This is a genomic window from Thiorhodococcus minor, assembly GCF_010820565.1.
In the GTDB taxonomy this organism is placed as follows: domain Bacteria; phylum Pseudomonadota; class Gammaproteobacteria; order Chromatiales; family Chromatiaceae; genus Thiorhodococcus; species Thiorhodococcus minor.
The window spans coordinates 1-519 of sequence record NZ_JAAIJQ010000341.1 but is presented as its reverse complement, the minus strand read 5'-3'; the positions used below and the strand labels follow the sequence as shown (position 1 = coordinate 519).

General features: G+C 61.7%; 1 protein-coding gene. It reads right to left on the bottom strand.

What is annotated here, in order from left to right; all coding sequences use genetic code 11:
• Positions 1-519, bottom strand: a 519-nt coding sequence (locus G3446_RS27265) for an Rpn family recombination-promoting nuclease/putative transposase (RefSeq protein ID WP_245232853.1), incomplete at both ends; no start/stop codon positions are given.

Here is a 519-nt window from a genome sequence, read left to right as displayed (position 1 = left end):
AATCTGCTCATCAGTCAGTAGGCTCATGGCCAGTAGATTGCGCGCCACTTCTTCACGGCCTTCTTCACGGCCTTCTTCACGGCCTTCTTTACGACCTTCCCGCTTGGCTTCATTCAGAAACGAGACCTCATCGTGCAATGCACGCTCGCGCACGAAGGCGAGGCGGCGGGCCTCTTCATCGGCGCTGAGCTGGCGGATGCGGCTCATCGCTTGCTGGACCGGTTCGTGAGATACGTTGGCCATCGTCAGTTCCTCCTGCCAATGCTTGAAGAAGGTGATCCAGGCGCGCAACGGTCCGGGCGGCAGCCCGAGCCGGTCGGCCTTGTTGAGCTCGACCAGGTTCATCTGCAGGATGTTTCCGAGCGAGACCTGGGGCTGGAGCTCATCGCGCATCTCGAAGCGCCAGAGGGCTTGTTGGCGTTGGCTGTCGGTGGCGGTGAAGAGATCGAAGTCGAGCAGGTGCAGGCCGACCGAGGCGCGCAGCTCTTGATAATCTTCGCCGGCCGTGAGCTGTCCGCC